Source organism: Hyphomicrobium sp. DMF-1 (assembly GCF_027886585.1).
In the GTDB taxonomy this organism is placed as follows: domain Bacteria; phylum Pseudomonadota; class Alphaproteobacteria; order Rhizobiales; family Hyphomicrobiaceae; genus Hyphomicrobium_C; species Hyphomicrobium_C zavarzinii.
Genome location: NZ_CP115706.1, coordinates 3,851,066 through 3,875,903, shown reverse-complemented (window position 1 = coordinate 3,875,903; position 24,838 = coordinate 3,851,066). Strand labels below are relative to the sequence as shown.

Below are 24,838 nucleotides of genomic sequence, written 5' to 3'. Positions count from 1 at the left end.
TCATTCTTCCAGGGAGAAAATCAATGAAAGCTCTGCGTTCAGTGATGGCGCTTGCGGCGGTCGCGGGCCTCGCAGTCACGGCCACCACGGCCGAGGCCAAGACCTGTGTGCGCAAGGGTGCGATTGGCGAAGCGGGCAGCCAGCAGGATGCCAAGCTGCAGGTCGACGAAGCGCTGCTGCAGGCTGTCGATTGGGGCGCCTGGGCTGCGTGGATGGGATCGAACAACAAGGTCGGCGCCGCGGCGAACCTGCCGGGCTACACCTACGGTCCGCGCACCTATAGCTGCAAGCAGGGCGGATCTTGGGGCTGGACCTGCCGCGGCTCGGCCACGATCTGCAAGCTCTGATCAAGCAGACGAAAGACCGACGGAGTTCAACACCGCGTCCTTTACTGAAGGGCGCGGTGATTTTTTGCCCGATGCGCGCTTATTGTGACACGGGGACATGACATGAACATGCGCGTCTTCTGGGCTGATCTCGCGGGGGAATTTACCAGGTCGCAGGGCTGCAGGCCTGACCAGCGTCACTTTTGCTCTATTAGTAAAGCTGCGCATAATGTTGCCAAGCGGTCTAGGCATGCTGGCTGGACACCGCTATAGCAGCACGAAGACCAAATGATTTTCGGCCGTTACGGAGAAACTTGATGAGTTTCGTGTCCAAGCTAGCCCTTGCCACCGCGCTGACCGGTGCCCTTGCCTTCGCTCATCCGGCGCTGGCGGGCTGCAAGCGCATGGGCTTCACGGTCAACGACTACGGCAAGGATGGCCCGACCAAGGACGCTCAGGAGCTGCTCGACAAGCACATCTCGACCTGGGCCGCCGAGCAGGGCATCGAGAAGTACAGCGTCGGCAAGAAGGATGTGAGCTGCGAGCTCTACCTCAACCTGATCGTCTTCGACGAGCACACCTGCACCGCGTCGGCGACAGTCTGCTGGGGTGGCGACATCCAGAAGCAGCAGGACGCCAAGTCCACGAAGTCGTCTCCTGCGAAGAAGGAAGCGGCGGCCGACACGTCGTCCGAAAGCAAGTCGTCTTCCGAGGGCAAGTCGTCTTCGAAGACGGCGGAGAAGTCCGAGCCGGCCAAGACCGAGGCTGACAAGTCCGGGTCAAGCAAGCCCGAGGAGAAGAAGTCGGCTGAGACCAAGCCCGCTGAAGCTCCCGCCACCACCCCTGCCGTAGAGCAGAAGTCGGCTGAGGCTTCGCCGCGTCAGGAGAAGCCGGACTCGACGCCGCCGGAAACCCCGGCAGCCGCTCCGGCTCCTGTCGAGACGGGCACGATCCCGGTGGCGCCTGCCGCTGCCGCAACGGCTGAGGCCGCTGGCGTTCCGGCAGCCGCCGTCGAACCCGCGAAGGTCGATGCTGCTGCCGACGCCGAAGCCAACAGCAAGGCAACGGCCGCTGCCGAGGCCGCTGCCGCCGCCGCCGAGCGTGCCGCCGCCGCTGCCGAACGCGCTGCCCAGGCCGCCGAGCGGGCCGCTGCCGCTCTTGCCGAGCGTCCCGCACCAGCCGCGGCTCCGGCTCCTGCCGCCGAGGCAACGCCTCCGGCTGCCGCGACGCCTCCGGCCACGGCGGCAACCGCTCCGGTCGCACCGGTCACGCCGACGCCCTGATCATCGGGCGAGAGGCACGCAAAACAAGAACGCCGGATGGAGCTTCTCCGTCCGGCGTTTTCTCTTTTGGAGGCCGTTCCTTTTACGCCTTCGCCAGCCGGTCCAGCCGCAACCTGTGGCGCTCGTCCGTGAGCAGCAGCACGGACCCGAGCCCGGCGCCGACCACTGCGATCCCGGTTGATCCCGCGATCAGGAACATGATCATCACCTGGTATTTGGCCGCCGAGACGGGGTCGATGCCGGCGAGGATCTGTCCCGTCATCATGCCGGGGAGCGACACGACGCCGGTTGCCGCCATCGCCGTCAGGATCGGCATGAGCCCTGTCGTCAGCGCGCGCCGAAGGATGGCATCGAGCGCCTCGTAGCGCCCCGCTCCGAGCGCAAGCCGCGCTTCGATCGCCGGCCGCTCGCGAACCACGGCCGAGGTCATCGCGTCGAGCACCAGCGTCGTTCCGGAGAGTGCGTTGCCGAGCATCATGCCGAAGATCGGCAGCACGTAGCGCGGCGCATACCACGGCTCGGGACCGATTACCGCGATCGCGGCGAACATCGTGGCGAGGAGCCCCGCGAAGAACGGCGCGCCTGCGCCGAGCGCCAGGGCGAGCGGCCCCATGATCCGCCGTTCTTGCCGCGAGACCACCTCGAATGCCGCTGCGGCCGTCATGAACAGGCCGAACAGAATGGTCCAGATCGGCGCATCGAGCGTGAAGATGAACTTGAGCGCGAGCGCCACGATGGAAAGCTGGATCACCATGCGCAGTGCCGAGACCGCGAGCGTGCGCTCGAGACCGAGCCGGAACCAGACCGACACCACGCCGTTGGCGATCAGGAGCAACGCGGCGAGCGCCAGATCCCAGAACGAAAGCTCGACATAGCTCATGGCGGCGGCATCCTGGCTGTCTTCGGAGTTCTGGCTGAAGGCGCAAGCTGAAGGCGCGCGTGCGCGAGCCGGCCGATCAGCGCCGTGTCATGGCTCGCGATCAGCACGCTGCGTCCCGCGAGAAGCTGGAACCGGATCAACTCCTCAACGAGCGCCGTCGAGCCGATGTCGAGCGCGCCTGTCGGCTCGTCGAGCAGCAGCACCCGGGGCTCGTCGACGAGCGCGCGAACGAGCGCAATTCTCTGCCGCTCGCCTGTCGAAAGAAGGCTCACCGGCCGGTCCAGCACATCTTCGTCGAGGCCGACGGCAGCGAGCAGGCGGACGATGCGCGCCTGCACCGCAGCGGCCGCCGGCAACGTCCCGCGTGGCGTGTCGGCCCACCAGCCTGGCTCGGCCGCAGCATACCGTGCAAGCCTCCGCCACTCGGTGGCGGGCATCTCGCGCCGCTCGGTGCCGTCCAGGAAGAGTTGTCCCTCGACCGGATCGAGATCGGCGATCGCGCGCAGGATGCGCGTCTTGCCGGAGCCCGACGGCCCTTCGATCGCAAGGCATTCGCCGTCCGCGACTGCAAAGGAAAGGGGCGGCAGGGCGCCTATTCTGAGATGTTCAACGCGAAGCAAGACAGGTCTCTACCGTCAGCCGAAATCCGCACGCCGGGGAAGGGCCCGGAAAAGAAGAATCACGCGCGCATGCACGCGCCGGATAGGGACGCATAGAGCGCTTTCATCGAACTGAAAACGGAATTTGCGGAAAGGGGGCGGATCGCCGGGCGCGCTGCCCCTCCCGGGACGCTGTCAGCGCGGGGGCCGAGTTAGCTGGCGAGGCCGGTGTTGGTGATCGTTTCGACGAACGCGTTATGGTCGAACGGCTTCATCATGTAGGTGTCGGCGCCGGCTGCGAAAGCGCGCGAGATGTCAGCGGGATCGTTTTCGGTCGTCGCATAGATGATCAGCGGCCGCTGGGCGCTGCCCGCAAACCGCAGCGCGGACAGGAACTCGATGGTGGTCTTGCCGGGAAGGCGCGCGTCGAGAATGACGGCGTCCACGCCCTTGTCGCGGCAGAGCAGCAGGGCAGGGTCTGCGGAATCGGCCTCCAGCACCTCGAACTGCATCTTTTCGAGGTAGTGCCGCGCGACCTTGCGAATGACCTCGGATTGATCGGCAATCAGGCACCGCTTCATGGATGTCGTGGCTCCGACCTATCTATTGAGTAGCACCAGTGAAATCCGCTCACGCGACTTTCGTTGCAGACGACACGCAACCTGCGCGGGCGTCTCCAAAGTCATTTGTGCTTTAAAGGAGTTAACGACTGGTTGAGGAACGCGCGTCGGCGGCACGCGTGTCCGCGCTGGAAGCCTTGGAATTGATGCGCGATAACGCCGGAACCCGCGCCGCGGCCTGCGGGGCGAAAAGTAAAAGGGGGTCGGCGGATCGAGTTAACCGAGCGCGGAAAGAAGAATGTCCGGCCCGTCCTTCACGATTGAGAGCGTCATGCCCGCGGCCAGCGAAAGCCGCCACGTGTAGTAGGCCTGGATGGTCATGGCATCGAGCGCGGGGAGGCCTTCCCCTGAGATGAACTCGCCAAGATGCTGGGGCGGGCGCGCCCCGGTGCCCTGGCAGCGCAGAACGAAATTGGGCGCCTCGTTCGTTCCCGACATCAGGACCGTGATCTCGCCGCCGCGCGGCAGCGCGGTGACCGCGACCGCGATGAGGTTCAACAGCAGCTTGACCTTGTCCTTCGCCATGTGGCCGCCCAAGCCCTGCCAGCCGAGCTTGTGTTTGCCTTGGCCGATGAAGCCGCGGGAAATCTGCTCGGCCGTGCCGAGGTCGATCAGCGAGCCGGCAGAGCCTGCCGCGCCAAATGCGAAGCGCGCGAACTGAAGGCGCGCAGAGGCTTGTTCCGTGACATTGCGGATGACGCTCAGCGCATAGGTCTTCGCCTCCGCGTCGTCGTCCTCGCTCAGGATCTCGAGCCCGTTGTAGATGGCGCCCACGGGGCCGATCACGTCATGGCAGATCTTGCTCGAGATCAGAGCGGCAAGTTCGAGATCCGTCGGATGGACGCGCTGAGTAGCCTCGGTCATGGAAATTTGCCCCCTAACGAGCGATCGGTTTTTAGGCAGCGGCCATGTCCCGCAGTAGTCTGCCTGCCGGTCGCCTTGTCTTCTGCCGGATCGCGCAGTTGATCTTGCTTCGCAAACACCTTGTCTGCTCTGATACACGCCACCTGTGGATCTGCAAAGGCTGGCCGGTCGGCAAGCGGGACGCACGCCCATTTTGGGCTATGAATGAGTCTCGACGGCCACGCCGGATTGGAGTGGAGCTGTGGCCAAGGGAAATAACGGGCGATTCGGGACGCTCTGATGAGAACATTCGATTTCCCAGCATTGGCCGACAAGCTGTTGCCCGCTGTTCTCGCGGCGGGCGCAGCCCAGATGCACCTTTATGAATGCGGCGTGCTGGTCGAGCAGAAGCCCGATTCGTCCCCCGTCACCGCTGCCGATCGCGAGGCGGAAGCGCTCCTGCTGGACGGCCTCTGGCATGCCGCGCGCGGTGTTCCGGTGGTGGCCGAGGAGAGCGTGTCGCTGGGCGAGGCCCCGCCAAGGGGAACCGCATTCTTCCTCGTCGATCCTCTCGACGGCACGCGCGAATTCGTGAACCATTGCGGCGAGTTCACCGTCAATATCGGGCTCGTGGTCGGAAAGTCGCCGGTTTTCGGAATGATCTACGCGCCCGCTCTGGGTGAGCTCTATGTCACGCTCGGTCCGGGAAGGTCGGTCGGCACGCACATTCCCGTCACCGCCAAGGCCGAGCCGCTGGCGAGCTATCCGCTTCGGGAGCTCAGAACGCGCACGCCCAACGTCAATGCGCTGACGGTTCTCGAAAGCCGCTCCCACCGCACGCCGCAGATCGAGGCGTTCCTGTCACGCTACGCCATCACGGAAGTAAAGCGCGCCGGCTCGTCGCTCAAGTTCTGCCAGATCGCCCGAGGCGATGCCGACTTCTACGTGCGCCTGGGACCGACGAAGGAGTGGGATACCGCGGCGGGCCAAGCCATTCTGGAAGCAGCGGGCGGCATGGTCACCACGCTCGCCGGACATCCCTTGACCTGCGGCAATGCCGACGACGGCTACCTCAATCCCAATTTCGTCGCCTGGGGCCGGGAGCCGATCCCGCCGCGCGCCGAGGACTAACCGTCCCACGAAGCACGCGATACCCGCAATTTGTGATCGCGGCGGATTCGTGAGTCATCCCGGAGGCTTGCTCGCATGAGCTCCGCGACGGACTTCCGATGCGGGCCAAGCGGCCACACTTTGGTAACACTTTAAGCGAAGTATCTTTGGGGGTTCGGTACGGTCTGCGTGCATCTGCGTCGTCGTCGCTTCATGCGCGAGATCCAAGGATTTCGGAAACCCCGAGGACGTCGGAAACCAATGACCGCCTTTTCTCTCTTGCGCCGCCTGCCTCATTTCGCGGGAGCCGCGCTTCTTATTCTCGCGACCCTCCCCGCCAGTGCCCAGGACAGTCAGCCGTGGAGAGCGCCGTCCGGCGAGTTCTCGGTCGACAGCTACCGCAGCGGCGGCAGCACATCGAACTATTCGGGCAATACCAATTCCGGGAACTACAATTCGGGGAGCTACGGCTCGAACGGGCGCGCCGATCCCTACGCCCGCTCGAACGACACCTATTCGCAAGGCAACTACCCCCAGAGCGGCAACGGTTACTCCCAGGGCGGTGGCGCCTATCCGCAGGGGGGCAACTCCGGCGGATACGGCGTGAATGGAGACGCGTACTCCCCGAGCCGGGGCGGCTATGGCGGAGGCAACGACGCCTACGCTCCGCCGCCACGCCAGGACACCTATTCCGGAGGCGGGGGCGGCGACGTCTATTCGCCGAGCCGTCAGGGACGCAGCGACAGCTACACAGACCCGGGTCAACCGGCGGACAGTGGTGGCTACGGTGAGCCCTATGCGCCTCCCCCCGGTGACACCGGCCAGCCCTACCGCGAAGCGGCTCCCGCGCAAGGCGGCGGCTCGACTTACGAGCAGAACGAGATCATCGCCGCAGGGCACGGGTTCTTCGGCGCCATCAGCCAGAACCTCGCGCAGGCTGTGGAATACGCTTTCAAGAGCCAGGGACGTCCGAACGGCTACATCCTGGGCGAAGACGCCGGTGGCGCTTTCGTCGTTGGGTTGCGTTACGGCGAGGGCCGCCTCTACACGAAAGACGCGGGTGACCACAAAGTGTTCTGGCAGGGGCCTTCCGTCGGCTACGATGCCGGCGCCGAAGGCTCGAAGGCAATGGTGCTCGTGTACAATCTCCGCGATCCTTCGGAAATCTATAATAGATTTGGAGGCGTTCAGGGAGCTGCCTATCTCGTGGGCGGCTTGAGCGTGCAGTTCCAGAAATACGGAGACGTGACACTCGCCGTGATCCGCTCCGGCGTCGGCGTGCGCTTGGGCGCCAACGTGGGATACCTCAAGTATACCCGCACACCGACTTGGAATCCTTTATAAGTGGGTGATGAATCCGGACCGGAGCAATCCGCTTGCGCCGGACAGCGGGGGCGGCTTTAGTCGCCCACGTTGTGTTGTTTCGTCTGCGGGGATGGACATGAGAGGAGTGGCCCGGGGGATGCGCCGGTGATCACGATCCAATCCGCCATGCTGGTGGCGCTCGGGTTTTTCACGGCAGGCCTCATCGGCTTTCTGCTGGCGCCGCTTTACGGCCGGCGTTCCGCGCGCCTCGCGACCGAGGCGCTGCGCGCGACGATGCCGCTGTCGTCTGCCGAGATCGCTGCCGACAAGGACCGCCTGCGCGCGACCTACGCCCTTACGATTCACAAGCTCGAGCAGAAGGTGGAGAAGGCCGCGTATCTCGCCGCCCGCCAGCGCGTCGAGCTCAATCGCCGCGACGCTGGCATCAGCGAGCTCGAAGGTGAGGTCGAGCGCCTGAGAGGCGCGCTTGAGGAGCACGAGAACGCCCGCCGGGTTCTGGAGCAGACCATCGCGGAGCGCATGCCCAAGGTGGAGTTCCGTCTCAACGAAGCCAAGAAGCTCCTGTTCAACCGCGATCGGGAGATCGGCAGCCTCACGCAGTCCTCGCAGCGCCAGACGCATGCGCTCGAGGAGGCGACGCAGATCAACGCTCAGCAGCGCGACGAGATACATCGCCTGAACGCCACGCTCGCCGCCCGCGCGGCGCGCAACCGCGAGACGCTGGCCGATCCGCGCTTCGACGGCGAGGTTGCGCTGCGGGCCGAGATCGAGGCGTTGCGCACCAAGACGCGCGATCAGTCGGCTGTCATCAGCCGTCTCCAAAGCGCGTTGTCGAATGCGGGAACCGCGACGCAGGCCGCCGCCAGCGCGCCGAAGGCACCGGCTCAACCGGCGCCCGCCTCCGAGTCGGCCATCGACCACACCGAGGAGCTTGCCCGCCTGCGCAAGGATCTTGCCGACGCCGAGAACGCCTTGCGCTCCGCGCGTGGCATGGCCGAGGCGGGCCATGCCGGCCAGGCTGCGCTCGAAGCCGAGATTCGCGCGCTCACCTCGGCCAACCAGGATCAGTCGGCTGAGGTCGCGCGTCTCAAGGCGGCGCTCGCCACCTACGAGGCGGAGGACGCCGACGACCGCACGATGAAGGACAGCAAGGTGGCGATGCGCGCGCGTGTCAGTGCGCTGCAGGCCCAGGCCGAGGAACAGAGCGGCACGATCCAGCGGCTCCGGGCCGAGATCGCGGCCGCGAACGAGAAGCTCGCGCGTCAGGCTGCCCACTTCATGGACGAGATGCGCCGCCTCGGCGCGGGAACCCTTCCCACGGCAGGCGCCCGCCGCGAGACGACAGGCCGCCCGCAACCGCTCGTCGAGCGCATCAATGCGCCGCGTCCGCCCCGCCCCGTTCAACCCGCCGTCGGGGCAGCCGCTTCCGCTGCGCGCCGGGATGGCAACGATCAGGCGCGGGTAAGCGGCTTCCTTCGTGCCCTCGATGGCGTCTCGGGCACTCAGGTCGCAACGGCGAACGGCAACCCGGAGCCTGCTAACGGCGCCGCGTCGGCCGCGGGCGCTCCCAACGGAGAAGCGCCCAAGAAAACGGACCGCCGGGCAAGTCTCATCGAAAGAATTACCAGGGCAGAGAAGCCCGTTGCATGATCGCTTCGCCTTGACAGGCCGGAGCGGTACTTTCATTGTGCGCACTATCGGGGCGAGGAGGGGCCAAGCCGCGCCGGAACAAGCAAAATAGGGCCCAAGTCTAGGGAGAAGACATCGGGGTGGTGCCACGGGCGCCGCCCCGATTTGCTGCGCCCTTCCCGTATGCAGGGCAGGGCGAAAATCGTGCGGGGACTGAGCAGGGAAAAGCTCCGTTGGAACTCGAGATCCTTGGTCTGCTCGTCGCCGTAGCCGCGTGCGCCGGATTTGTCGACGCCATCGCGGGCGGCGGCGGCCTGATCACGTTGCCCGCTCTGCTGATGGCGGGAATGCCGCCCGTGCAGGCCATCGCCACCAACAAGCTGCAGGGAACGTTCGGCGTTGCCGCGTCGAGCTTCGCCTTCTGGCGCGCGGGCCACATCGACGTGCGTGCGCTCGCGCCCGCCATCGCGGCGGTCGCCGCAGGCGCGCTGCTCGGCAGCGCCGCCGTGCAGTGGATCGATCCCGACAGGCTGCGCCTCGCGGTGCCTGCCATTCTGTTGGTCGTGGCCGGATATTTCGCTCTCGCGCCGCATCTGGGCGCGGGCCCGCGCAAGGCCCGTCTCGGGCCGCTTTCCTTCGCGCTCGGCGTTGCCGGGCCCATTGGCGCCTATGACGGTTTCCTGGGGCCGGGCGCCGGCTCTATGTACCTGATGGGTTTCGTTGCCCTGCTCGGCACCGACCTCTTGAAGGGGACAGCGGGCACCAAACTCCTCAATCTGACGTCGAACGCCGTCGCTCTCGCCGTCTTTGCCGCGGCGGGCAACGTCGATTACACGGTGGGATTGGTGATGGCGCTCGGGCAGGTCGTGGGCTCCCGGGCCGGGGCCCGCACCGCGATGCTGCGCGGCGCGCCCCTGATCCGCCCTCTCGTCGTGATCGTCTCGATAGCGATTGCGGCGAGCCTGCTTCTGCGAGGATAGTCGGCGTCAGCGTCGTAGGGAGTGCTGCATGATCGAGATCGTTCTGGGGCTTCTGCTGGTCGCTGGCGCGTTCATCATCCTCACGGGTGCTGGAGATACGCTCGGTCTCTCGAACATCGATTTTTTTCCGTTGCTCGGCTATGGCGGCACCGGGTTCATCCTGGCTCTCGGCATACTGTTGATCGCGGCTGGCCTCTCCCGCAGGGCCATGCAGCGCCATCACGAGCGTCGCCACACCATCCGGAGCGCACGCCTCACGGCTGCGGCGTTTCTCGGCGCAGCAAGCCTCGCGGTGGGATTGCCGCTTGCCGCCGAGCCCTTCAACCTGCTGCGCCTCGAAGGATTTCCCGTCGGCTATTATCTCGCCGCCCAAGGCGGTCTGATCGGTCTCGTCATTCTGGCGTTTGTCTGGGCCGGCCGGCAGAACCGCATCGATGCGGAGGGGGCGGGCAATGAGTGACATCGCGGCCCATCCCGTCGCGGAGAGATCGACGCCGCTGTCGCTCGCAGGCTTGTCGGCGGCGGGACGGGCGGTTCCCGTTTCGCTTCTCGCAGCACTTCCCGGCCTCGTCTATTTCGCGGGCTACGATCATTTGGCTTACGGCCTCGGCATTCTGGCGGGCGTGGTGCTGGCGGGCTTGTTGATCGCGCCGAAGCTCAGCGCGCTGGGTGCCTCGAGCGCGGCGGGGGCGTTGCGTGAGAGGCATGGACGCACCGCCGCAGCCGTCGCGGCTCTCATCCTGCTCCTCACCACCATTCCGGTCATCGGGGCGGAAGTGTCGTTCATCGCGCGCGTTGCGGCCAACGCCGTTGCCGTTCCAGAGACCTGGGCCGTACTCGGCATGGCGCTTCTCATCGCGCTAGCTACGGTCGCGTTGGGGGAGGCGCCGCTCCGCGTGCTCTCTGCGATCGCATATCTCCTGCTCGCGGCAAGCCTCATCGTGCCCCTCTGCCTGATCGCGGTAAAAGCACAGGGCCTGGTGTTTCCGCACTTCGCGTTCGGTCACGCCCTGGCCGACTTGCACGGCATTGAGGACCAGCTTCTCGAAGCGGGCGTCGTCGATTTCGACACCTTCAGCGCCCACACGGCACCCTTCATCCGCCTCTCGCAGCTCGACGTGTTTGCGCTCGTCGTGACGCTCGCACTCGGCGTTGCGGTGCTACCCCAGCTTCTCGCTGCCCTCGCGACGCGGAAGCGCCCCGCCGTCACACGGCTCGCCGGCGCCTGGACCGCACTTTTCGTGATGCTCCTCCTCGTCACCGTTCCTGCCCTCGTGGCCTTCGTGAAGCTTGAGATCTACGGGCTCGTTGCAAAGGCGACACCCCTCGCGGAGCTACCCGCCTGGCTCGAAGCTCCGCTGCGCTCGGGCTTCGTGCATCTCTACGGAACCTCCCTGCATCTGCTCGATCAGGTGACGGACGCCGTGCGCGCGGGCAGCGAGAATGCGGATGCCATTGCGGGCGCTTTCTCCGCCGATACGCAAGCGCTCGGCCGTTGGCAGGCACTCGATCCTCAGATTCAGCAGGCGATGGTGGCGTCCGCGCGCACGCTCGTCGCAGAGCCTTCGGCGTCTTCGTGGACCATTTACCTCACGAGCGTTCTCCCCGCGGCCAGCGCGGCGGCCGGAAACGAGACGGCAGCGCTCACCCAGGCAGCGCTCGTTATCGAGCCACTCGGGCTGGTGTTCGCCATACCCGCCCTGACAGAGCACCCGGCGGAGATCTCGCTCCTTTTTGCGGCTGCTGCCGTATGCGCCGGTGTCGTGATGGCAGCAAGCCTCGCCCGGAGCGTTTCGGACCTCGGCTTCGCCGCGCCGAGCGGGGAGAAAAGCCGTTCACATCCGTTGCTGGCACTGGTGGTGGTTGCGGCCGCTGTCGGCGTGGCCTTGCTACGGCGTGAGGATCTGGTCACGCTTGTCGTTTGCGTGTTCGCCATTGCAGCCGCTGGATTGTTCCCGGCGTTATCGGTGGGACTTTCCTGGCGCCGGGCGACGGCTGCGGGCGTGGTCGCAGCGATGATCGCCGGGGCTGGTACGACGGGCTATTACATCGTGGCGACGACGTTCTTTCCCGCAACGTTCTACGCGACCTGGCCGCAGCTTTCGAATGCGGGAGAAGCAGCGATCGAGGAGTTCTCGACCCTCGAGACGGAAGCGCGCGAGGGCGAGAATGACGAGGCCAGGGAGATCGCGGCAAAGGCGTTGCAGGATCTGATCGGCGGAACCCCCTCGCGCGAGGGGCTCGCCAACTGGGCGGGAGTCGATCGCGCATCCTCCGCCGTGTTCGGCGTGCCTGCCGGTCTTCTCGCTCTGCTGCTCGTGAGCGCGGTGACACCTTCGCGCCGCCGCCGGAGTGAAGCGGGTGACGCTCAGCCGTAAGCGAGCCGGGGCTGCCACTCGGAGGCTTCCGCGGCACCGAGGAAGCCCGCGATTTGATCGATGCTTTCCGCATCTCTCAAAAGCGGCGCGTGGCCTTGGCCGGGAACGACGAACGAGGTGAAAGCGGGATGGCGCCGCCGCATCTCTTCCACGGTCTCGGCCGAGAGGATGTCGGACTTTTCTCCGCGCAGCACCATCACCGGAACCCGTTTCAGCGCTTCGAATTGCGGCCACAGCGCCGGAATGGGCCCATCGAGCACGGAGAGCGCGTTGGAAAGCTCGGGATCGTAGCCGGGTGCCGGGCGCCCCTTGTGCTCGTTGAACCATTGCTTCGCTACTTCGACCCAGTCCTCGGGCGGCACGGCCGGAAATGCGCGGCGGCTCATATCGTGCACCAGCGCGCCTGCTTCCGCCCATGTGCCCGGAAGGGGAATGCGCCCCACATAGGCCGAGATGCGGCCGAGGCCCTTCTGCTCGATCACCGGGCCGATGTCGTTCAGCACGACCGCGCCGAGCGCGCGGGGCTGTATGGCGGCGATCGCCATGGCGATCAGACCGCCGCGCGAGGTGCCGATGACGGACGCCGTCTTCACGCCCGTGACGATCATGAAATCGAGCACGTCGAGCGCTTCGATCGGCACGGCGTAGTTGCGCCAGTCCGGATCGGCTTCCGAAAGCCCGCGCCCGCGGTAGTCGAACGTGTAGACGTCGCGCGGCCCGTCATGCCGTTGCGAAAGCTCTTCGGCGATCACGTTGAAATCGCGGCAATTGCGGGTGAGGCCCGCGAGGCAGAGTACGGGGCGGCGCACGACGCCATCATGGAAAGCGGCTGGATAGTGCCGGCCGTAGAGCCTGAGCCCGTCGCGGGCCGTGAAATAAATGTCTCGAAACGCCGGCGCTGTACGCGTCATGCCACTTACCCCGCTGAAAATTTCCGGCCGGGCCGCCCAGCCCGGTGGAGAATGAAAAGAACTCGCGTCGTGTTGCTAGCCGTCCGAACGTCCCCCGCTCGGAGAGCCCGGTTGCCGCGCCGCCATGCGGGCCCGGTTCAGATCCTCCTCCAGCCTTAGTGCCGCCTTCTCCTCGCCAAGGCGCGCGCGATAGATCTGGATGTTGGCCAGAACCTTCGCCACGTATTCGCGCGTCTCCTGGATCGGAATGCGCTCGATCCAGTCGATGGGATCGACCTTCGGATTGCGCGGATCGCCGAACTCGCGGATCCACTGCCGGGCGCGTCCCGGCCCCGCGTTATAGCCCGCGAGCGTCAGGATATAGGACCCCGAAAACTCCTCCATGCGATCGCCCACATAGGCCGAGGCCAGCATCGCATTGTAGGAGGGGTCGGAGAGAAGCCGGTTGATGTCGCACTTGATCTTGTAGTCGCGGCAAACGTGCTTCGCGGTCACGGTCATCACCTGCAACAGGCCCTTGGCGCCGGCGCCCGAGACGATCAGCGTGTTGAATTCGGTCTCCTGCCGCGCAAGGCCCAGCAGGAACGCCGTCTCCGGCGGTTTCCTGAGTGGCTTGTAGGCCGGGAAGGGATGAACCGGGTAGGCGTAGTAGTAGAGATTCTGGCCGCGCGCGATTGCGGCCTTCGCCGCGCGCACCGCCGACTGCGTGTCGCCGATTGCCTCCGCCAGATGCGCGACCATTGCGCTCTCGGCCTCCGTCTTCACGTATTGGCGAAGCTGCACGATGAACAGGCGCGGGATGCTGACATCGAGCCCGGCGTTCTTGGCGATCACGACAGCCTTCGCAGCGTCGAGATTGACGAACGCGTTGATCTGATCGGCGGCCGGCTCGGCGGGCGGCGAGGTGGTGATCGCGAGCCGCCCCGGCTCGAGCTTCTGTCGCGCGAGCAGGGCGTGGAAGGTGTCGGGATCCGCGAGCGCCTGGCGGTAGTATTCGTCCGCGGCCGCCTTGTCGCCCCGGGCTTCCGCCGCGCGCCCCAGCCAGTAGCGCGCTTTCGCGCGGCTCAGCGGGCCATCCGCCGCCTTGTTCATCACCTGGAAATGACGCTCGGCCGTCTTTGGGTCCTTGAGGTAGCGCAGCGCCAGCCAGCCCGCCATGAACGACTGGTCCTTGAGCGGGTTTGCGCTCAGCGGCCCCGCTTCGCGGACGAGCTCGTAAGCGAGCTTCGGCTTGTTTGCCTTCAGCGCCTCGTAGGCATTGGCGCGCCGTTCGAGCCACCAGTCGTCGGGCGAGACGATCAGCGCTTCCTCCGTCGGTGCGCCGAGCAGAACCTTCGAAGCTTCCTCGCTGTTGCCCGACCGGCGCAGCGCCTGGATGCGATGGAACACGAGTCCCCAATCCGGCACCCGCTCGGCCGGCAGGCCCTCGATCCCCTTTTTCGCGCCGTTCGAGCCGAGGAAGACGGCGAGCCGTGCTTCCGCTTTCTTTTGCTCGCCCGCCGGCAGCAGCGGAATGACCCGGCGCACGATGGCAGCGCGCGCGGTCTTCTCGCTCGCCCACCGCATGTCGTCCATCAACAGCCGGTCGAGGCGCCATTTGTGATCGGCGACCGTGAGCAAGGCGCCGAAGCGCGTCAGAAATCCGGCTTCGAGGCTCGCGGGCAGCATCTTCTCGCGCCAAGCCTTCGCTGCGAGCCGGCGGGCCTCGTCGCTGTTGCCTTCGGCCAGATAGGCGGAGGCCAGCGCCGCGAAGCCGACGCCGCTCTGAGGCTCCCGTCCGTTGAAGTAGGATTTGATCTCGCCCGAGCTGCCGCCGTGGGTGAAGAGGATCTCTTCGAGCTTCTGGTTGAGGGTGGTGCGGTCGGGCCAGGCCGGATTGGCTTCCAGGAAGGCGCGATACTCTTCCGGCCGTCCGAGGCCTTTGCGCAGGCGGAACCAGTCCACCAGCTTCCGCGCCACCGGATCCTCGATCTGTCCCTTGATCGCGTTGGCCTTGTCGGCGTCACCCTGGCCGGCGGCAATTGCCTTTACGGCCTCGCGCAGGCTCTGGGCATCCGCAGCGCTCAGCGTGTAGGAGCGGAGCGGCGCGATAGCCGCATCGAGCCGCGCCGTGTGCTCCCGCTCCGGCTTAGAGGGCTTGGCGGGCTTCGGCATCTCCGGATGAGCGGCGGCCGGTGTGGCCGCGGCCGTTTTGGGGTCGGCCTGCACGGGGGCCGTGGCGGCCGTCAGGCTCAATGCAAGAAGGAGCGGAAGCCCGGCCATCGCTGTGCCCGTGCCGCCCCCCAGGTATTTGAGCCCGGATATCCAGTTTGAGGTTCGTCCCGTCACGCTTATCCTCGCCGCGGCGCGGGAAATGCGCCGGTTCAATCCAAGAGTGATAGGCAGTTGCAGCCCCTTTTTGGCCCGTTCATGGCATTAGTATAGCGAACGCGGCCCCACCACCAACCGGACGCCACTTGGCTTGCAGGCTGCCGCCTGAGCGCATAATGTCCACCATCCCAGCCGCAAGGGGCCGTGGCCGAGACGGGCGATCCGGGGAGAGGGTACAAATTCGAGCGCGTGCGTTCAAGGTATCCCCCGCTTCGCACAGGGGCGTACGGCTGCGGCAAGACCAATACGAACGCGATCGGCGCGCCTGCCGCGACCGTTGCTAGCGAAGGACATCGAGAGAGCGCATGTTCAAGGGCTCCATCACGGCGTTGATCACGCCGTTCAAGAACGGCCTTGTAGACGAGGAGGCTCTGCGCCGCTTTGTCGATTGGCAGATTACCGAGGGTACGCACGGCTTGGTCCCGACGGGAACCACCGGTGAGAGCCCCACTTTGAATTTCGACGAGCATAAGAGGGTGATCGATATCACCATCGAGGCGGCGCGCGGACGCGTCCCGGTGATCGCGGGCACGGGCTCGAACTCGACGGACGAGGCGATCGAATTGTCCACCCACGCCGAGAAGGCAGGTGCGGATGCGATCCTGATCGTGAACCCCTACTACAACAAGCCCACGCAGGAAGGCCTCTACCAGCACTTCAAGGCCATCAACGATCGCGTCGGCATTCCGATCGTGATCTACAACATTCCCGGCCGCACCAACGTCGACATGTCGGTATCGACTATGGCGCGCGTGTACGAGCTGAAGAACGTCGTCGGCGTGAAGGATGCCACCGCCAACCTCGCGCGCGTCTCCCAGCAGCGTGCCGCAATGGGTCCCGAGTTCAACCAGCTTTCCGGCGAGGACGCGACCGCGCTGGCCTTCACCGCGCACGGCGGCCATGGCTGCATTTCGGTTGCCTCGAACATCGCGCCGCGCCTCTGCGCCGAGTTCCAGAACATGCTGATGAAGGGCGATTTCGTGGGCGCCCTGAAGATGCAGGACCGGCTGATGCCGCTGTTCGACGTGATGTTCGTCGAGACCAACCCGGGTCCGGTGAAGTATGCGGCCTCGCGCCTGGGCATCTGCTCGGCCGAGATGCGCCTGCCCCTGACGCCGGTCTCGGAGCAGACGAAGAAGGCAGTGGATGCGGTGCTGATCAAGGTCGGTTTGCTGCAGGCCGCCGCCGCCGAATAGCCGAGCGCAGGAAAGAACAATGTCGGCCAAGAAGGACGACGGCCGCCGGCTCGTGGCAGAGAACCGGAAGGCCCGCCACGAGTATTTCATCTCCGATTCCTACGAGGCCGGCATCGAGCTGAAGGGCACCGAGGTGAAGAGCCTGCGTTCGGGCCAGGCCAACATTGCGGAAAGCTACGCGTCCTTCGAGGACGACGGCAGCTTCTGCCTGATCAACGCGTACATCCCCGAGTATCAGGACGCGGGCCGCTTCTTTCAGCATGAGCCGCGCCGCAAGCGCCGGCTTCTCCTGCACAAGAGCGAGCTCGCGAAGCTGCTCAACGCCGTCGACCGCAAGGGGATGACCATCGTTCCCCTGGAGCTCTATTTCAACGCACGCGGCCGTGCGAAGCTGAAGCTCGCGCTCGCCGAGGGCAAGAAGCTGCACGACAAGCGCGAGACCGCCGCCAAGCGTGATTGGAACCGGCAGAAGGCCCGCATCATGCGGGAAAAGGGCTGATGGCTGAGGCCGCAGGCTTGCCAGGCATCGATTGGTCCAAGCTGCCGCCTCCGGTGGACGACGGTGGGGCCAGCCATCTCGCCGGAGCCCGCCTCGCGCGCGTCGCGCTTCCATCGACATCCGGCGGCGAGATCACTCTTGCCGACATGGCGGGGCGAACAGTCGTCTTTGCCTATCCCATGACGGCGACACCGGGCGTCCCGCTTCCCGACGGCTGGGACGGCATTCCGGGCGCGCGCGGATGCACCCCGCAGGCCTGTGCCTTTCGCGATCTGCACGAGGAGCTGAAACGCGCGGGCGCCTCCGCCGTGTTCGGCCTGTCCACCCAGACCGTGGCCGAGCAGAAAGAGGCGGCCGAGCGCCTGCATCTTCCGTTCCCGCTGCTCTCGGACGACGCGCTGGCGCTGACGCGTGCCATGATGCTCCCGACAATGGAGGTCGAAGGCAAAGCGATGATCCGGCGCATGTCTCTGATCGTCGATGACGGCGTCATTTCGCGCGTGTTCTACCCCGTATTCCCGCCGGACCGGAACGCGGGCGACGTTCTCGCCTGGCTCGCGGCCAACCCGAAATGACGGCACCCTGGCCCTATCCCGCGCCCGACGGCGATGAGGGCGCCCGCCATCTCGCAGCCGGTCTCGCGCTGCCGAGCCTGCCGCTGCCCGCGACTGACGGAACGGCCGTCGATCTCGCACAGCTCGGCGGGCGCACTGTCCTGTTCGTCTATCCCTGGACCGGCCGTCCCGGCCTCCCTAATCCGCCTCACTGGGACGACATCAAGGGTGCTCACGGCTCGACGCCGGAAGCCGAGGGGTTCCGTGATTGTTGGCAGGATTTCCGTTCCGCCGGTTTTGGAGTGCTGGGCCTCAGCGGACAGACGACAGCCGATCAGCAGGAGTTCGCGGCGCGCGTGGGCCTGCCGTTTCCCTTGCTGTCGGATGCATCCGGCGCACTGCGCGAGGCGCTTCGTCTGCCGGTGTTCGAGACGGGTGGCGTGACCTACTTGAAGCGGCTCACGCTTGTCCTGCGCGACGGAAGGATCGAGCGCACGATCTATCCCGTGCACCCGCCACATACACACGCCGGTGACCTGCTCGCGGTGCTGGACGTCCGGTAGCGGCGGACGAGAGGGGCTTGTTGCGCTTCAGCGAGCGAAACTCGCATCCCCTACTGCCTACTGCCTCTAAAGCACGTCGCTTTCGATATCGCCTGCCGAGAAGCCGAGCTTCTCGAGGCCCTCTTCGAGATAATCCGAAAGCAAAGGCAGCCCGAGCAGATAGCTCGCCGTCGAATTCACCTTCTCGGCCCGCGCGGTCTCGACGGCCTCTTCCAGCTCTTCCGCCTCGAACGTGCCGCGCCCGATCCAGGCCAGCGCCACCAGGTTCGCCTGCTCGTCGTCGTTCAGCGCATCGATGAAGCCCGCAAACTCCGCGAGAGTGGGATCAGATGCGAAATCTTCGAGAATGGCGCTCGGGTCCTCGTCGGCATCGCCCTCTTCGGTGGAGGCGTTCCAGGCCCCCACTTTGGCATCCAGCTCGCGTGCCTTGATGATGACGTGCGCCACCTTCTCGGGTGCAATTTCAAGCGATGCTTTGGCTGCCATAGAGCGTGTCTCCCGGTCTCTCCGCATGTGACCGGCGCGATGATAAGCGTTGAGCGCCCGGCGTTGAAGGGGGAGACGCGCAGGAAAGCGGCCGCGGCAGCTACGGAAGCTCGTCGAGAAAATGTCGCACGTCCCGGAAGACGGCGTGGAACATCTCGGTGGTGAGCCGGCCCGTGTTGGTATTGAGCCGCGAGCAGTGGAGGCTGTCGAAGATGGTCAGCGTACCCGCCTGATGGCGTGCGCCGTGCCGAAACGCGAACTGCGATTTGCGGAGGCCAAGCGTGGAAAGGGTCTGGTCGTGGGCGACCCGGCCGAGCACCACCAGCGCTTTGAGCTTCGGAAGTGCGGCGAGCCGGGCAGAGAAGTAGCCGCGGCAGGTGTGGATTTCCTCCGGCAGCGGCTTGTTCCCAGGCGGCACGCAGCGCACCGCGTTCGTGATCATGCAATCGACGAGGCGAAGCCCGTCGTTGGGATCGGCCCGATAGGTGCCGCGCGCGAAGCCGAAGGCGAGAAGCGTCGAATAAAGAAGATCGCCTGCATAGTCCCCGGTGAAGGGGCGTCCGGTGCGATTGGCCCCCCGCAGCCCCGGCGCGAGACCGACGACCAGCAGACGTGCGTCAGCGTTGCCGAACGAGGGCACCGCGCCGTTGAACCACGAGGGCTGCGCCTGGGCGGCCTCGTTGCGGAACGCCACGAGCCTCGGGCACCGCGGACAGTCGCGGGGCGCCTCGGGAGTATAGTCGGGGAGCGTGGGAGAAGAGGGGCGGGCCATGGCCGGGTTCGTGAGTGCCGGAGTAACGAGCTGAGTGGCCCTGGATGGCTGGCAGGAAGCACGCGGCGAGCGGAAGCCTGTGGCTCTCCGCTCGCCGTATGCCGGATACCCGCTGCCGGTTAGACCTCTTCCTGCGAAACGTCGTCGTTGTCGTGATAGGCGTGGGTCTCGCGATGGCTCTGCCCCAGGCCACGGCCCGAGGATGAGCGCGATTCGCGGCTCACACGCGCGGACGCGTCCCGCCCGATGAGCTGTTCGAGGTCGGCAAGGTCGATGAACTGGTCTGCTTGGCGCCGCAACTCGTCGGCGACCATGGCCGGCTGGGTCTGCAGCGTCGAAACGACGCTGACCCGCTTGCCCTTCTGCTGAAGAGCCGCCACCAGGCCGCGGAAATCGCCGTCGCCCGAGAACAGAACGATGTGGTCAAGCGTATCGGCGAGCCGCATGGCGTCCACGGCCAGCTCGATGTCCATGTTGCCCTTCACCTTGCGGCGGCCCGAGGCGTCGGTGAACTCCTTCGTCGGCTTCGTGACCATGGTGAAGCCGTTGTAGTCGAGCCAATCGATCAGAGGACGAATCGAGGAGTACTCCTGATCCTCCGACAGGGCGGTATAATAGAGTGCTCTCACCAAGTGGGCCTTCTGACGGAAGAGCGCGAGCAGGCGCTTGTAGTCGACGTCGAATCCCAAGGCTTTGGAAGTGGCGTAAAGATTGGCCCCATCAATGAAAAGAGCAACGCGTTCGCCTTGATAAAAGTGCATTTCTTATGTTCCTTGAACGGACCAGGCGCCCACAGCGTCCGCTGCGCGCCGGCAAAAGCGAGACTGCGCCATCCAGTCTAGCTCACGAGAGCGGATCATCATCGACGATCGGAAGACTAAGCGCAATCTGTCACGAATGACATTGGGCAGGCGGAAAAAATTGCCCCACCCGACGAACACCTGCCGCGCCAAGTTCGCGCACAGTGTTTAGTTTCTTTATGCTACTTCTAGATGGGGTGCGTGCGCGCGTTTGCAATTGATTAATTCGCATTTTGTATCCGCAAAGGGCGTTCGCGGTCCGTATCTCTGGCCGCCGACTTGCGAGCCTGCCGATTTCATGTCACTTAAGCGGGCTGGAGCGGCGCGCCGGACCCTGTTAAGGATCCTGGCAGCTATCGGATTTCATTCCGCATCATGAGCAAGACGAGAGAGGGGTGCTAGCGAATGGCACGCGTCACAGTCGAGGATTGCGTCGACAAGGTTCCGAACCGGTTTGAGCTGGTTCTTCTGGCGGCTCATCGGGCCCGGTCGATTGCCAACGGCAGCGCAATCACCGTCGACCCCGACAACGACAAGAACCCGGTGGTGGCGCTTCGCGAGATCGCCGAGCGGACTATTCCGCCGGAGGACATGCGCGAGTCTCTGATCCACTCGATCCAGAAGAACGTCGAGGTCGACGAGCCGGAAGCGGCCGCGGCACCCGTTCTGCCGCAGGAGCGCCGCAGCCCGATCCTTGGCCGCGACGACCAGTCCGCGGATACCCAGGTCGACGTGCTCACCGAGGAGCAGCTTCTGCGCGGCCTTGAAAGCATGACCCCGTCCGAGCCGTCCTCCAACGGCGGCAGCGGCGGTCCCCGCGAGCGCGGCCGCTAAAACCGCATCGCGGGCATATCGCTCGACCACCGATGTGAGTGGCTCTCTTCAGGGCGCCCGGGTCCGGTTCGACGGACCTGAGGGCGCCCTCTTCGACGCCGGGAGTGTGTGCGGCCCATGATGCGTCAGTACGAGCTCGTCGAGCGAGTACAGAAATACGACCCGACTGCAGACGAGGCGCTCCTCAACCGTGCCTACGTTTATGCGATGCGCGCGCATGGATCCCAGAAGCGCGCTTCCGGCGCGCCCTATTTCTCCCATCCCCTCGAAGTGGCTGCGATCCTGACGGATCTCAAGCTCGATGACGCCACCATCGTCACCGCGCTGCTGCACGACGTGATCGAGGACACCGACGCGACCCGCGCCGAGATCGATCAGCTCTTCGGGCCCGAGATCGGCGCCCTCGTTGATGGGCTCACCAAGATCAAGCGGCTCGATCTGGTCTCGAAGAAGGCCGAGCAGGCCGAGAATTTCCGCAAGCTCCTGATCGCGATTTCGAGCGACATCCGCGTGCTTCTGGTGAAGCTCGCCGATCGCCTGCACAACATGCGCACGCTCGAGCACATGAAGCCCGAGAGCCGCAAGCGCAACTCCGAGGAGACGCTCGAGATCTATGCGCCGCTCGCCGGCCGCATGGGTATGCAGGCACTTCGCGAGGAGCTCGAGGAGCACGCCTTCCGCTGGCTGCACCCCGAAGCCTACAAGACGGTGACGGAGAAGCTCGAGGAGCTGCGCGCCAAGAACGAAGGGCTGGTCGAGGACATCGCCAACGCGCTCCAGAAGCGGCTCGCCGACGTCGGCATCGATGCGGAGGTGTCGGGGCGCGAGAAGAAGCCTTACTCCGTCTGGAGCAAGATGGCGAACAAGCAGATCAGCCTGGAGCAGCTCTCGGACATCTACGCCTTCCGCGTCGTCGTCGGCACCATCGACGACTGTTACCGCGTTCTGGGCGTCGCCCACACGACCTGGCGCACCGTGCCGGGCCGCTTCAAGGACTACATCTCGACGCCGAAACAGAACAACTACCAGTCGATCCACACCACCGTGGTCGGCCCCCGCCATCAGCGCGTCGAGCTTCAGATCCGCACCCGCGCCATGCACAACGTGGCCGAGTACGGCGTGGCGGCCCATGCCGTCTACAAGGACGCGCAGAAGATGAACGGCGGCAACACCGCGACCCTCGCATTCTCCGACAAGGAGAGCGGGCCGTATCAGTGGCTGCGCCATCTCGTTGAAACACTGCTCGAAGGATCGAACCCCGAGGAGTTCCTGGAGCACACCAAGCTCGAGCTTTTCCAGGATCAGGTCTTCTGCTTTTCGCCCAAGGGCCGCCTCATCGCGTTGCCGCGTGGCGCGACACCGCTCGATTTCGCCTACGCCGTCCACACCGACGTGGGCAACGCCGCCGTCGGCGCCTACGTCAACGGCCGCCACGTGCCGATCGACACGCGGCTGCGCAACGGCGATGAGGTCGAGATCCAAACCTCGAAGACCCACACGCCCCCTGCCGCCTGGGAAAGCCTGGCGGTCACCGGGCGCGCGCGTTCCGCCATCCGCCGCGCCGCACGCGACGCCATTCGCCGCCAGTACGCAGAGCTTGGTCGCAGGCTTCTGATCTCCGCCTTCGAACGCATCGGAGAGGCCTACTCGGATGAGCGCCTGAAGAAGGCGCTGCCGCGCCTCTCCCAGAAAAGTCTCGAGGATGCCTTGGCCGCCGTGGCGCGCAACGAGGTGAAGATCGAAGACGTGCTGCGGGCTATCGCGCCGGAGCTCGCCGCCGCTGCGCTTGCGGCGCCGCCGCGTGCGGAAGACACCTCGAAATCCGCGAAGGGCTGGCTCAGCCTCACGCGTGCCGCCACCAACAAGCTGCGCCTCGGCGGCTCCTCCGATTCTGATACCGGCACGGCACCGACCGGCCGGGTCCGCGGCATTCCGATCCGCGGCGTGAGGAACGACATGCCCGTGCTGTTCGAGGCCGGTGGCGCGGTGCCGGGCGACCGCATCGTGGGCGTTCTGGCGCCGGGCGAGGGCATCCGCGTGTTCCAGATCCACTCGCCCCGCCTCCAGGAGTTCGAGCACGAGCGCTGGATCGACGTGGCCTGGGACATCGACCCCGAAAATCCCGAGCGTTTCCCGGCATTGATCAGCGTGACGGCTCCCAACCGGCCCGGCACGCTTGCCGAGATCGCCGACGTCATCGGCCAGTCCGGCGGCAACATCGACAACCTTAAAATGATCCGCCGGGCATCGGATTTCACCGAGCTCCGTATCGGTCTCGAGGTCTGGGATCTGGCGCACTTGAACCAGATCATCAACGGCCTCAAGGCAAAAGCGGTGGTCAGCAAGGTTGAACGTGTGTTTGAATAATGCGCCCCCGGCCCGCCGGAGGGCCGTGGAATGCGCCACGAGCGAGAGAAGCTAGAGCCAGGATGAAGGGGCTATGACGCGGAGTCCGTATAACGTTCTACGTCTGGGTGTGAACATCGACCACGTGGCCACCATCCGCAACGCGCGCGGGGGCCGTCATCCCGATCCGCTCCGCGCCGCCCATCTTGCGGTGGAGGCAGGCGCCGATGGCATCACGGCACATCTGCGTGAGGACCGCCGCCACATCTCGGATACGGACATCGCGCGCCTCAAATCGGAGCTGACGCGCCCGCTCAATCTCGAGATGGCCGCAACGCCCGAGATGCTCGCCATCGCGCTCCGCCACGTGCCGAACGCCTGCTGCCTCGTGCCCGAGCGGCGCGAGGAGCGCACCACGGAAGGCGGCCTGGACGTGGTCGGCCAGAAGGCGTCGCTCGCCCCCATCATCGGCGACTTGAAGGCGGCGGGCATTCGCGTCTCCCTGTTCATCGAGCCCGACATGCGCGCGATCGAGACCTCCGCGGCCCTCGGCGCCGACATCGTGGAACTGCACACGGGCACCTATTGCGAGCACGCGGCCGCCGACGACGCGAAGGGCGTGGCCGCCGAGATCGAGCGCCTGTCGAAAGCGGCGACCGGCGCCGCGGCCCTGGGCCTTGAGGTGCATGCCGGCCATGGCCTCACCTTCAATACCGTGGCGCCCCTTGCCCGTATGCCCGAGGTGGTCGAGCTGAACATCGGCCATTTTCTCATCGGCGAAGCCATCTTCGGCGGTCTGCACGCCGCGGTGAAGCGTATGCGCTCTCTGATGGACGAGGCGAGGCTCAAGGTCTCGGGCCAGGTCAGCGCGTGATCATCGGACTCGGCAACGATATCGTCGACATTCGTCGCATCGAGTCCACCCTGGAGCGTTTCGGCGAGCGCTTCCTCGAGCGCGTCTTCACCGATATCGAACGGGCCAAGTCCGACCGCCGCGCCACCCGCGCAGCGTCCTATGCCAAGCGCTTTGCCGCGAAGGAAGCCTGCGCCAAGGCCCTCGGCACCGGATTCCATAACGGCGTCTACTGGCGCGACATGGGTGTCATCAATCTGCCGTCTGGGCGTCCGACCCTGGCGCTGACGGGTGGTGCAGCGCAGCAATTGGCCAGTATTACGCCCTCGGGATTCATCGCGCGGATCGACCTGACACTAACGGACGATTTTCCGCTCGCGGAAGCCGTCGTCATCATATCTGCGCTCCCGGCTGGATTTAGCCACACGGCGGGCTGACATTCGGGGGCGAAGCAGGGATGTCCTTGGGGGCTGGGCGTCACCACGCCGCACCCCTGTTTGCACGGAGCTCGCTTAATCGCTATAGCGAGCAGGGCTTTTGCGGGCGCCTGCTGCGTGGCTGGCAAGGCGAGACTGGGGCCACGTCGGATCGATCACTCCGATGTGTGAACCGGGGCCGGAACTTTTGATGTAGAGCGCGACCATGTTTGATCGCTTCGATCAAAAATGATCGCGCTCTTG

General features: G+C 65.6%; 25 protein-coding genes. 16 read left to right on the top strand and 9 right to left on the bottom strand.

Annotation, left to right across the window (positions count from 1 at the left end; all coding sequences use genetic code 11):
* The first annotated feature begins 23 nt into the window (after window positions 1-23).
* Both PE058_RS17700 and PE058_RS17695 read left to right on the top strand, forming a co-directional pair.
* Complete coding sequence (locus PE058_RS17700; protein ID WP_026867902.1) at window positions 24-347, top strand: hypothetical protein; 324 nt, start codon at window positions 24-26, stop codon at window positions 345-347.
* A gap of 296 nt (window positions 348-643) precedes the next feature.
* Entirely contained in the window at window positions 644-1,609 is a 966-nt protein-coding gene (locus tag PE058_RS17695; protein ID WP_020085170.1) for a hypothetical protein, read from the top strand.
* 82 nt (window positions 1,610-1,691) lie between these two features.
* Here PE058_RS17695 and PE058_RS17690 read toward each other — a convergent pair whose 3' ends face one another.
* From PE058_RS17690 to PE058_RS17675, 4 genes are all read right to left on the bottom strand, one after another.
* A complete protein-coding gene (locus tag PE058_RS17690; RefSeq protein WP_271028987.1) occupies window positions 1,692-2,489 on the bottom strand; it encodes an ABC transporter permease in 798 nt (265 codons plus the stop codon).
* Window positions 2,486-3,109: an ABC transporter ATP-binding protein gene (locus tag PE058_RS17685; protein ID WP_271028986.1), complete on the bottom strand. Its 624-nt coding sequence runs from the start codon at window positions 3,107-3,109 to the stop codon at window positions 2,486-2,488. The genes PE058_RS17690 and PE058_RS17685 overlap by 4 nt, the downstream gene beginning before the upstream one ends.
* Window positions 3,110-3,300: 191 nt before the next feature.
* Complete coding sequence (locus PE058_RS17680; RefSeq protein WP_020085173.1) at window positions 3,301-3,669, bottom strand: response regulator; 369 nt, start codon at window positions 3,667-3,669, stop codon at window positions 3,301-3,303.
* A gap of 255 nt (window positions 3,670-3,924) precedes the next feature.
* Window positions 3,925-4,572 (bottom strand): histidine phosphotransferase family protein, encoded by a 648-nt coding sequence (locus tag PE058_RS17675; protein ID WP_020085174.1) that lies wholly within the window; start codon window positions 4,570-4,572, stop codon window positions 3,925-3,927.
* A 279-nt stretch (window positions 4,573-4,851) separates the two neighbouring features.
* Here PE058_RS17675 and cysQ point away from each other — a divergent pair, with 279 nt between their 5' ends.
* The 6 genes from cysQ to PE058_RS17645 all read left to right on the top strand — a co-directional run bounded on the left by cysQ (window position 4,852) and on the right by PE058_RS17645 (window position 11,974).
* Window positions 4,852-5,682 carry a 3'(2'),5'-bisphosphate nucleotidase CysQ gene (cysQ, locus tag PE058_RS17670; protein ID WP_040497929.1) on the top strand — a complete coding sequence of 277 codons (831 nt, stop codon included), beginning with the start codon at window positions 4,852-4,854 and terminating at the stop codon, window positions 5,680-5,682.
* A gap of 240 nt (window positions 5,683-5,922) precedes the next feature.
* A complete protein-coding gene (locus PE058_RS17665; protein ID WP_020085176.1) occupies window positions 5,923-7,005 on the top strand; it encodes a DUF1134 domain-containing protein in 1,083 nt (360 codons plus the stop codon).
* 126 nt (window positions 7,006-7,131) lie between these two features.
* Entirely contained in the window at window positions 7,132-8,637 is a 1,506-nt protein-coding gene (locus PE058_RS17660) for a hypothetical protein (RefSeq protein ID WP_020085177.1), read from the top strand.
* Window positions 8,638-8,849: 212 nt separating this feature from the next.
* Window positions 8,850-9,596, top strand: coding sequence for a TSUP family transporter (locus PE058_RS17655; RefSeq protein ID WP_271028985.1), 747 nt, complete (start codon window positions 8,850-8,852; stop codon window positions 9,594-9,596).
* 28 nt (window positions 9,597-9,624) lie between these two features.
* The gene (locus PE058_RS17650) at window positions 9,625-10,056 is read left to right on the top strand and encodes a DUF4212 domain-containing protein (RefSeq protein WP_020085179.1); all 432 of its coding nucleotides are present in this window, start codon (window positions 9,625-9,627) and stop codon (window positions 10,054-10,056) included.
* Window positions 10,049-11,974, top strand: a complete 1,926-nt coding sequence (locus PE058_RS17645) for a sodium:solute symporter family transporter (protein ID WP_271028984.1) — start codon at window positions 10,049-10,051, stop codon at window positions 11,972-11,974. Before PE058_RS17650 ends, PE058_RS17645 begins: the two co-directional genes overlap by 8 nt.
* On the opposite strand, the gene PE058_RS17640 is transcribed toward PE058_RS17645, so the two are convergent.
* Both PE058_RS17640 and PE058_RS17635 read right to left on the bottom strand, forming a co-directional pair.
* Window positions 11,965-12,885 carry an alpha/beta fold hydrolase gene (locus tag PE058_RS17640; protein ID WP_271028983.1) on the bottom strand — a complete coding sequence of 307 codons (921 nt, stop codon included), beginning with the start codon at window positions 12,883-12,885 and terminating at the stop codon, window positions 11,965-11,967. The genes PE058_RS17645 and PE058_RS17640 overlap by 10 nt on opposite strands.
* Before the next feature lie 75 nt (window positions 12,886-12,960).
* Window positions 12,961-15,213 carry a transglycosylase SLT domain-containing protein gene (locus PE058_RS17635; RefSeq protein ID WP_271028982.1) on the bottom strand — a complete coding sequence of 751 codons (2,253 nt, stop codon included), beginning with the start codon at window positions 15,211-15,213 and terminating at the stop codon, window positions 12,961-12,963.
* Between the two features lie 347 nt (window positions 15,214-15,560).
* Between PE058_RS17635 and dapA the strand changes: the two genes are divergently transcribed.
* Genes dapA through PE058_RS17615 form a run of 4 tightly spaced genes read left to right on the top strand, consistent with a single transcriptional unit; the run spans window position 15,561 to window position 18,067 of the window.
* A complete protein-coding gene (gene dapA / locus PE058_RS17630; RefSeq protein WP_271028981.1) occupies window positions 15,561-16,451 on the top strand; it encodes a 4-hydroxy-tetrahydrodipicolinate synthase in 891 nt (296 codons plus the stop codon).
* Between the two features lie 19 nt (window positions 16,452-16,470).
* Window positions 16,471-16,950, top strand: coding sequence for an SsrA-binding protein SmpB (gene smpB / locus PE058_RS17625; protein WP_020085184.1), 480 nt, complete (start codon window positions 16,471-16,473; stop codon window positions 16,948-16,950).
* Entirely contained in the window at window positions 16,950-17,525 is a 576-nt protein-coding gene (locus PE058_RS17620) for a peroxiredoxin (RefSeq protein WP_020085185.1), read from the top strand. Before smpB ends, PE058_RS17620 begins: the two co-directional genes overlap by 1 nt.
* Window positions 17,522-18,067, top strand: coding sequence for a peroxiredoxin (locus tag PE058_RS17615; RefSeq protein WP_020085186.1), 546 nt, complete (start codon window positions 17,522-17,524; stop codon window positions 18,065-18,067). The genes PE058_RS17620 and PE058_RS17615 overlap by 4 nt, the downstream gene beginning before the upstream one ends.
* Before the next feature lie 66 nt (window positions 18,068-18,133).
* Here PE058_RS17615 and PE058_RS17610 read toward each other — a convergent pair whose 3' ends face one another.
* The 3 genes from PE058_RS17610 to PE058_RS17600 all read right to left on the bottom strand — a co-directional run bounded on the left by PE058_RS17610 (window position 18,134) and on the right by PE058_RS17600 (window position 20,086).
* Window positions 18,134-18,553, bottom strand: coding sequence for a DUF3775 domain-containing protein (locus PE058_RS17610; RefSeq protein ID WP_020085187.1), 420 nt, complete (start codon window positions 18,551-18,553; stop codon window positions 18,134-18,136).
* A 100-nt stretch (window positions 18,554-18,653) separates the two neighbouring features.
* On the bottom strand, window positions 18,654-19,325 hold the full coding sequence (locus PE058_RS17605) for a uracil-DNA glycosylase (protein ID WP_026867904.1): 672 nt from the start codon (window positions 19,323-19,325) through the stop codon (window positions 18,654-18,656).
* A gap of 119 nt (window positions 19,326-19,444) precedes the next feature.
* Window positions 19,445-20,086 carry a LabA-like NYN domain-containing protein gene (locus PE058_RS17600; protein ID WP_271028980.1) on the bottom strand — a complete coding sequence of 214 codons (642 nt, stop codon included), beginning with the start codon at window positions 20,084-20,086 and terminating at the stop codon, window positions 19,445-19,447.
* Between the two features lie 444 nt (window positions 20,087-20,530).
* On the opposite strand from PE058_RS17600, the gene rpoZ reads away from it, so the two are divergent.
* The 4 genes from rpoZ to acpS all read left to right on the top strand — a co-directional run bounded on the left by rpoZ (window position 20,531) and on the right by acpS (window position 24,595).
* On the top strand, window positions 20,531-20,959 hold the full coding sequence (gene rpoZ, locus PE058_RS17595; protein WP_020085190.1) for a DNA-directed RNA polymerase subunit omega: 429 nt from the start codon (window positions 20,531-20,533) through the stop codon (window positions 20,957-20,959).
* Between the two features lie 117 nt (window positions 20,960-21,076).
* On the top strand, window positions 21,077-23,326 hold the full coding sequence (locus PE058_RS17590) for a RelA/SpoT family protein (protein WP_020085191.1): 2,250 nt from the start codon (window positions 21,077-21,079) through the stop codon (window positions 23,324-23,326).
* Between the two features lie 73 nt (window positions 23,327-23,399).
* Complete coding sequence (locus PE058_RS17585; RefSeq protein ID WP_020085192.1) at window positions 23,400-24,179, top strand: pyridoxine 5'-phosphate synthase; 780 nt, start codon at window positions 23,400-23,402, stop codon at window positions 24,177-24,179.
* On the top strand, window positions 24,176-24,595 hold the full coding sequence (acpS, locus tag PE058_RS17580; RefSeq protein ID WP_020085193.1) for a holo-ACP synthase: 420 nt from the start codon (window positions 24,176-24,178) through the stop codon (window positions 24,593-24,595). Before PE058_RS17585 ends, acpS begins: the two co-directional genes overlap by 4 nt.
* Window positions 24,596-24,838: the final 243 nt, after the last annotated feature.